This window comes from Okeania sp. KiyG1 (assembly GCF_014132355.1).
Lineage (GTDB): Bacteria > Cyanobacteriota > Cyanobacteriia > Cyanobacteriales > Microcoleaceae > Okeania.
In genome coordinates this window covers 24,686-32,826 of the sequence record NZ_BLZO01000040.1, presented here as the reverse complement: position 1 = coordinate 32,826, position 8,141 = coordinate 24,686, and the positions used below count along the sequence as shown (strand labels likewise).

At 38.9% G+C, this 8,141-nt stretch carries 6 protein-coding genes; 1 reads left to right on the top strand and 5 read right to left on the bottom strand.

Features of this window, described 5'->3' with window-relative positions:
- Positions 1-644: 644 nt before the first annotated feature.
- From SAGCYANO_RS06830 to SAGCYANO_RS06815, 5 genes are all read right to left on the bottom strand, one after another.
- On the bottom strand, positions 645-2,729 hold the full coding sequence (locus tag SAGCYANO_RS06830; protein ID WP_237395883.1) for a peptidase domain-containing ABC transporter: 2,085 nt from the start codon (positions 2,727-2,729) through the stop codon (positions 645-647).
- A 161-nt stretch (positions 2,730-2,890) separates the two neighbouring features.
- Positions 2,891-3,367, bottom strand: coding sequence for a Crp/Fnr family transcriptional regulator (locus tag SAGCYANO_RS44255; protein ID WP_237395881.1), 477 nt, complete (start codon positions 3,365-3,367; stop codon positions 2,891-2,893).
- Positions 3,368-3,855: 488 nt separating this feature from the next.
- Positions 3,856-4,461, bottom strand: a complete 606-nt coding sequence (locus SAGCYANO_RS06825; protein ID WP_202219392.1) for a helix-turn-helix domain-containing protein — start codon at positions 4,459-4,461, stop codon at positions 3,856-3,858.
- 338 nt (positions 4,462-4,799) lie between these two features.
- The gene (locus SAGCYANO_RS06820; RefSeq protein ID WP_202219391.1) at positions 4,800-4,967 is read right to left on the bottom strand and encodes a hypothetical protein; all 168 of its coding nucleotides are present in this window, start codon (positions 4,965-4,967) and stop codon (positions 4,800-4,802) included.
- Positions 4,968-5,428: 461 nt separating this feature from the next.
- On the bottom strand, positions 5,429-5,812 hold the full coding sequence (locus SAGCYANO_RS06815) for a helix-turn-helix domain-containing protein (RefSeq protein WP_237395879.1): 384 nt from the start codon (positions 5,810-5,812) through the stop codon (positions 5,429-5,431).
- A gap of 991 nt (positions 5,813-6,803) precedes the next feature.
- Between SAGCYANO_RS06815 and SAGCYANO_RS06810 the strand changes: the two genes are divergently transcribed.
- On the top strand, positions 6,804-7,976 hold the full coding sequence (locus SAGCYANO_RS06810) for a cysteine desulfurase family protein (RefSeq protein WP_202219389.1): 1,173 nt from the start codon (positions 6,804-6,806) through the stop codon (positions 7,974-7,976).
- Positions 7,977-8,141 lie beyond the last annotated feature (165 nt).

Below are 8,141 nucleotides of genomic sequence, written 5' to 3'. Positions count from 1 at the left end.
ATCTTAATTTTGAATGCATGAATTTTGAGTTTTAACTTTCCTGAGTCAGGGAGTCTACATATAGGGAGGACGAATGCCATTCGCCCCTACATTTTGACTTTGAACTTTTCATTTGAAGCCTCTAAAATCTTAATTTTGAATGCATGAATTTTGAGTTTTAACTTTCCTGAGTCAGGGAGTCTACATATAGGGAGGACGAATGCCATTCGCCCCTACATTTTGACTTTGAACTTTTCATTTGAAGCCTCTAAAATCTTAATTTTGAATGCATGAATTTTGAGTTTTAACTTTCCTGAGTCAGGGAGTCTACATATAGGGAGGACGAATGCCATTCGCCCCTACATTTTGACTTTGAACTTTTCATTTGAAGCCTCTAAAATCTTAATTTTGAATGCATGAATTTTGAGTTTTAACTTTCCTGAGTCAGGGAGTCTACATATAGGGAGGACGAATGCCATTCGCCCCTACATTTTGACTTTTGAATTTCCATTTGAAACCCCTAAAATCTTAATTTTGAATGCATGAATTTTGAGTTTTAACTTTCCTGAGGCAGGGACTCTACATATAGGGAGGGCGAATGCCATTCGCCCCTACAGTTTGACTTTTGAATTCATTTGTGACTTTTGACTTTTGAATTTTAAATTTTAACTTTCCAATTGTTGACGATTCAAATAATAATAATGTCCCCGTTTCGCCATCAATTCTTCATGATTTCCCTGTTCAATTAACACCCCCCTATCCAACACCAAAATTACATCAGCTTTTCTCACAGTAGATAAACGATGAGCAATAATTAACGTAGTGCGACCTTGGAGAATAGTATTCAAATTTGTCTGAATAATACGCTCCGACTCAACATCCAGATGAGAAGTGGCCTCATCAAAAACCAACAAACGAGGATTTCCTAACAAAGCACGAGCGATCGCTAATCTTTGCCGTTGACCACCAGATAACAAACCCCCACCTTCACCAATCTGAGTTTCATAACCCATTGGCAACCTTTGAATAAATTCATCAGCACCAGCTAACTTTGCTGCTCGTACAATATCCTCAAGAGTTGCAGAGGGATGAGCAATAGTCAGATTTTCCCGAATAGTGCCACCAAATAAAAAAGTATCCTGGTCAACCACACCTACTTTGTTGCGCAGGGATGGCAACGAAATCGTCGTTATATCATAACCATCAATCAAAATTTTCCCATCAGTAGGTGGATACAACCCCAAAACCAACTTAGAAATCGTTGTTTTCCCAGACCCAGAACGCCCCACTAAAGCCACAGTTTGTCCCGCTCTTACCTCAAAACTCAAATTTTCCAAAACATTAATATCGCTTTCTGGGTGGTAACGGAAAGTCACATTATCAAAAATAATATTACCCCGTAACTCTACCAAATACTGACGTCCTTCTGATTGTAAATCTTCCTCTGGTTCAGTATCAATAACATCATTAATGCGCTCCACCGCAATAATTACCTCCTGTAATTGATTCCACAAAACAGTCAGTCGCTGAAAAGGACTAATCACAGTACCAATCAACATATTAAAAGCCACCAACTGCCCAATAGTTAACTCCCCTTGAATCACCAACCAAGCTCCAAACCAGAGTAACCCTGTCGTTACTAACGATTCAATAGTTAAACTGAATATTTGCAGTCGGTTACTAATCACCTGTCCAGAAAAGTTTTTTCTGATTGACTTATTCAGAAATTCTTCCCATCGCCAGCGTACTGTTTGCTCAACTGCTAGAGACTTGACAGTACTTACACCAGTCAGAGATTGAATCAGATAACTACTTTCTTCAGATAGAGCTGCAAATATTTCTCTAGAGATTTTTTGTAGGAAAGGTGTGGCAATAAGTGCTAATAAAAAAAACGGTGGCACAATAACTAATGCTAGTAAAGCCATTTTCCAACTATACCAGAACATTAATCCTAAATAAATGAAAACTGTCAGCAAATCCAACACAATAGAAAGAGCTTCCCCAGTGAGGAAATTCTCAATTTTCCGATTTTCTTGAACCCGAGCAATAATATCCCCCACATAACGAGACTCGAAAAAACTCATGGGTAGTCGGAATGTGTGACGAATAAACCCCACAATCATTGCTAAATGTACTTTATTAGCTGTGTGGTCGAGCAAATATTGTCGTAAACCAGTCATTGCCACCCTGAATAAACCAAAGATGACTAAACCCAATCCCACTGCGGTTAGAGTTAGAGTGCTACCTTGAACAACTACCCTATCTAGTAGTAGTTGGGTAAATAGAGGTGTAATTAATCCAAATAGTTGAATTAGTATGGAAGTGATAAATACTTCCAGCAACACTTGTCCGTGAGGACTGACCAACTCAAAGAATTGCCAGAAGGGAGTAGTGGAATTTTTGAGTTGTTTGATTAAAGCAGTAGGTTGTAAGAGTAGGGTGTAACCAGTCCAACAAGCTTGAAATTCTGGGTAAGTGAGATGGCGTTGACCAATACCGGGGTCAGCAATGATCACCTGTTTGGGAGTTATTTCATAGACTACTACATAATGTTTGCCTTCCCAGTGAGCGATCGCTGGTAATTTTTGTTTAGCTAGTTGGTCAAGACTTGCTTTTACTGGTCTGGTGGAATATCCGATACTTTCTGCTGCTGCAGATAATCCTCGCAGTGAAGCACCATTACGGTCTACGTTGGCAATGTCCCGCACCCGATTGACGCTGAAATTTTTGCCCCAGTAACGAGCGACCATAACTAAACAAGCAGCACCACAGTCAGAACCGCTTTGTTGAGCAAAGAAAGGATAGCGTTTGGTGATGCGCTGCCAGAGATGACCTACTCGTTGGGTGGGACTAGGGAAATAAGCTTTGTTAATAGTTTTTTGTGGTTTAACCTCTGGTTGCCGATATTCAGTTATGTTCGCTTCTGGCAGATTTTCATCAGAGGAATGGGCAGTTTCTGGCTCACCTTTTTCTGTAGAGAATCGAGTTTGAGAGCAACTTGATGAAGATGTTCTTCGATTTCAGGGTGTTTTTGAATTAGTGGAAGAAGGGTTTCTCCAGGAATATAGGAAAGTTTGAGGTTTACTGATGCTCTTGCAGAGTAGGGTTGAAAGGAATGATTAGGAAATAGGGTCGATTCCCCAAATGACGCTCCTGCATTGAGGGTAGTGATTAATTCACCCTGACTATCTAATAGTCTAACTTTGCCCACAGTTACAATATATATACCTGGTTGAGCATCTCCTGCTTGCCAAAACTGACCAACTTTTGGTGTCAAATGTTCTGTAGTTTTAAAGCAATTTTCTATTTCTTTTTGTGAAAGTTGATATCCCAAGACATCAGAGAGCTGTCCCTGAGTCAAAGCAGGGGTAGATGCATTTTGAACCATAACTCAAAATTTTATTTACTAAATATTTGTTATTAGCTGTTAAAGAAGCAGTCAGCACTCAGTAGGAACATTTTTTTTGACCCCAAAATTTTGGTCAATAGCTTCCTCTTTTAGGGGGATAAAAAAAAGAGAATATCCTATATTTCAAGCCTCCTTATTGCAGAGGTACTGTTAACGCAGTTCCTTCGGAGGAGGCTAACTGATAACTGTTAACGCAGTTCCTCCGGAGGAGGCTAACTGATAACTGAAATGTTGATATCCCAAGACATCAGAGAGCTGTCCCTGAGTCAAAGCAGGGGTAGATGCATTTTGAACCATAACTCAAAATTTTATTTACTAAATATTTACTATTAGCTGTTAAAGAAGCACTCAGCAATCAATAGGGTAGAACCCCGTTCCGCTCCGCGAACATTTTTGTGGCCCTCATTGTTTGCCGAGCATTCCGGACCGAAAGGGGATTTTAACCCAGAGCTGCTAAAAGCTGATAGCTAGTTAAAAGTGTTGAAACTTAACATTCCTAAAGATTTGTTTTGATTAATGTCAAAGTTCAGATCGCGAATGACAATATTTTTCCCATTAATATCTTGACCAGACATTTCTTCAGCTTTCGGTGGCTTTGGTTTAGTCGATAAACCCATTTGTTTGAGTAAGCGGTTAATGTGGCGATCGCTCAACTCCCTACCAAATTCTTTTGCTAAATGTTTGCTCAACCAACTAGCAGTCCACCGCTGGAATACATAACCAAATTCCTTGGGACTATTAGTTACTAACTCTTTCAAGCGTTCTAAATATTGTTCGTTAACTTCTTGGGGACGACCTATAGGATGATTGTTCCATTTGTGAGCTTGACCAGACTTAGCAATAAATATCCAATGTCTAGCTGTACCGGGAGAACAACCTACAGCTTTACAAATTTGACCTTGGGTTTTACCTTCATCTGCCAGCAGCATAATTTCTATTCTCTGGCGATATTGCCACGACAACTTATCATCTAGATTTTTTTCTAGGAGTTGACGCTGAAAAGATGTTAAGCAGTTTCCATGTACACCTGAGTTACTTATTTTGACTTGGGAGTTGAAATGATTGGACAACATAGGCTTTATAGTTATTCGTTAATAACTCCATTTATTCTTGGAGTACGGAGCGTTAAATTACTCAGTGGGTAATTGTAACCTTCTAACGCAACCTACTAGCGCGTCAAGTTTGAAAATGTGGGTTAGAAAATATAGACCTCTCCCCCCGCATCCTCGGGGGGTTGGGGGGGATCGGAGAGTTGATTTTACCCACAATTTTAGCCTAGACGCGCTACTACTGGACTGACACAGCTAAAATGGCGCATTAGAATTGTCATTGCGAATGATAGTGTTTGCGTAGCATTCCGTTAGGAAAACAATCTCTAACGAATTTTCTATTGCTTAGTTGAAACAGTCCACTATGGACTTAAGCCACGAGAACAAGATGCTCCTACTAACCAACGCTTAAATTGTTGACGATTCAAATAATAATGATGTTCCCGTTTAGCCATTAATTCTGCGTTATTTCCCGGTTTAATAGATAGTATTCCCAGATCCAACACTAAAATTACATCAACTTTTCTCATTATGTAAATAAACGGTGAGCAATAATTAATATCATGTCCGGTTGAATAGTTATACTTTGGAGGAAGGAATGCAGAAGGCAGCTATGCTGAAGGCAGAAGGGAAAGAAAGGTTTCAAGAGTAATGGTTTTTTATCACGCTATTATCCGGACATGATATAACATCGTCAACCTTGTCAGCAATAGCTAAAAAAAAAGACATAATTGTAGAAGTTATGTCTTTTTTTGTCTCCAAACACTAGCGTTTTTATAAAAAGAGGATAGTATTTTATAACAATAAGCTTATAGCAGTTTTCATTAACACAGAATACAGAGATTTTTGCCTAAATGCAGAGGAAAGAGAGCAGAAGTTTTGTAGTCAATATGAGTAAAAACCGCTATAAATCTCACAATAAATTAAGGCTATGAAAATAAAATCAGGCTCAGTTGCGTTTTTAATAGCGTTATCAACTACTACTGTTGCTTCAACGGCTAATGCTGTAACAATAGATTTCACTGGTGGAACCGTCTATGGAGTTGAAACTCCGGTACAAAGTTCGATTTCTATTAGTTACTAACTCTTTCAAGCGTTCTAAATATTGTTCGTTAACTTCTTGGGGACAACCTATGGGATGATTGTTCCATTGGTGAGCTTGACCAGACTTAGCCACAAGTATCCAATGTCTAGCTGTACCAGGAGAACAACCTATAGCTTTACAAATATGACTCTGGGTTTTACCTTCATCTGCTAGCAGCATAATTTCTATTCTCTGACTATATTGCCACGGCAACTTATCGTCTAGATTTTTTTCTAGGAGTTTACGCTGAAAAGATGTTAAGCAGTTTCCATGGACACCTGATTTACTCATTTTGATTTCGGAGTTTGAGCGATCAGACAACATAGGTTTTATAGTTATTTGTTAATAACTCCGTTTATTCTTGGAGTACGGACTGTTAAATTATTCACTGGGTAATTGTAGCCTTCTAACGCAACCCACTAGACTGACACAGCTAAAATAGTGCAATAGATTTTTTCGTATAATTCTTGTTATGGCACGGTTTGACCCATTTTTATAATGCACCATTTAAGGTGTGTCATTCCACTACTAGAATGGACTTAAGCCACGGGAGCAAGATGCTCCCACTACCCAAAATCTAATTGCTGACGATTCAGATAATAATAATGTCCCCGTTTCGCCATCAATTATTCGTGATTTCCCTGTTCAATAGATAGTATTCCCCTCCAACACTAAAATTACATCAGCATAGGTTTATAGTTATTTGTTAATAACTCCGTTTATTCTTGGAGTAAAGATATTTCTCAGCTACAGTTACTTATGCAATTTTGTCTTCTTTATTCGACAACCTATTATTTTGTCAGATTTGGAATAACCAAATTTACATATAGATTTAGAATCTCAACAATTTGATAGATTGATAGACTTTCCTATTTAGATATCCAATGCCAAACATTAAATCATCAAATGGCCATATAGCCCAGTTGATTTTCTGGACAATTTTAGCATGATCGACTTAAGGTATTGCTTTAATCGATCGACAGGACAACTGCTATCACTTTATATATATCCAAAGTCTCAACAGAATAAAGTAGCATTGAGAATAGGAAAAATTAAAAATTTAATGAGCATAGCAAAAATCACTAAATTTTATCCTTGCCCTTGTTGTGGTTATCTGACTCTAGAAAAACGACCGCAATGATGCGTTACGACACAACGTAATATTTGACAGTTCAACTATAGTTTGTCGTAAGCGCCTTTTTCCTGACGGAATGCTATGTATTCATGTCGGCGACATCCGAAACATATTGCGCAGCAAAACGCACCCTACAGGACTACTGAAATGACAATTAATAATAATCAAAATCGACCTATTTACCTCGACTATCATTCTACTACTCCTGTCGATCCGAGAGTAGCTGAAAAAATCCTTTATCAGATGACTGAAGTATTCGGCAATGCTAATAGTGTGGATCATCAATATGGGGATGAAGCAGAAATAGCAGTTACTCAAGCTGCATCAAATGTGGCAGAGTTAATTGGAGCCTCGCCGAAACAAATAATCTGGACATCGGGAGCGACGGAAAGTATTAATCTGGCTATTTTCGGTCATATTTTTAGAAATAGTTATTCTACTTTACCTCGGATTGCTATTCTACCTGTAGAACATCTAGCAGTTATTGATACTTGCGCTGCTCTAGTTAAACAAAAATTGGCAGAAATTATTTGGCTTCAAGTTGATAGAAAAGGTAGAGTTAATTTAGAATATTTAGAGAATGTTTGTGCAGGAGGAATTTCTCTATTATGTGTCATGGCAGCTAATAATGAAATAGGCAATATTTATCCTCTTGAAAAGATTGGTAAAATTGCTCAAAAATATCAAATTCCTTTTCTTTGTGATGCTTCTCAAGCAGTGGGAAAAATACCAATAAATTTTGCTGAGTGGAGAATTAGTTATTTGACTATTTCTGGGCACAAACTTTACGCATCTAAAGGTGTGGGAGCGTTAGTGGTGGCAAAAGGATATCGTCTCAAACCTTTAATTTATGGAGGCGGACATCAAAAAGGTATGAGGTCTGGTACTTTGAATGTACCCGGAATAGTTGGTTTGGGAGAAGCGTGTCGTTTGCGGAAATTGGAAATGGTGGAGGATGAGAGAGCGATCGCCACTAAGCGAGATAAAATGCAGGAGTTATTGATGGCAGCTATTCCCGGTTTAGTTGTGAATGGGGATACTGGGTCTCGTTTAGCAGGAAATTTGCATATTTCTATTCCTGGTATTCCTAATAGTGCGATTATTGCTAGAGTGCGATCGAGGTTGGCTATTTCTACTGGAGCTGCTTGTTCGTCTGGTGTCGAAGCTCCTTCTCATGTTTTGAGAGCGTTAGGTTTGTCTAGGGAGGAAATGGAGGGAGCGTTGCGGATAGGTATTGGGAAGTTTACGACGGAGGAGGAAATAGAGCGAGCAGTTGAAATTTTGTCAGAGGTTGTTTTTGCAATTAGGGAAATAATGTAGGTTGAGTTAAGCGACAGCGCAACCCAACAGATACTTACTTTTGTTCGCTTTCCGACTTCAACCAAACCTAGCAAAGCTACAGTGTGACAGCACTTTCCACTGCCCGTGAGGCACACTCATCGCGGGCAAGATGCCCGCACTACAATATTTTCACCATTTACCTTG

Coding starts and splice junctions, on each gene's coding strand:
- SAGCYANO_RS06830 (WP_237395883.1), bottom strand. CDS start 2,729: ATGGTCGCTCGTTACTGGGGCAAAAATTTCAGCGTCAATCGGGTGCGG.
- SAGCYANO_RS44255 (WP_237395881.1), bottom strand. CDS start 3,367: ATGGTTCAAAATGCATCTACCCCTGCTTTGACTCAGGGACAGCTCTCT.
- SAGCYANO_RS06820 (WP_202219391.1), bottom strand. CDS start 4,967: ATGAGAAAAGTTGATGTAATTTTAGTGTTGGATCTGGGAATACTATCT.
- SAGCYANO_RS06825 (WP_202219392.1), bottom strand. CDS start 4,461: ATGTTGTCCAATCATTTCAACTCCCAAGTCAAAATAAGTAACTCAGGT.
- SAGCYANO_RS06810 (WP_202219389.1), top strand. CDS start 6,804: ATGACAATTAATAATAATCAAAATCGACCTATTTACCTCGACTATCAT.
- SAGCYANO_RS06815 (WP_237395879.1), bottom strand. CDS start 5,812: ATGAGTAAATCAGGTGTCCATGGAAACTGCTTAACATCTTTTCAGCGT.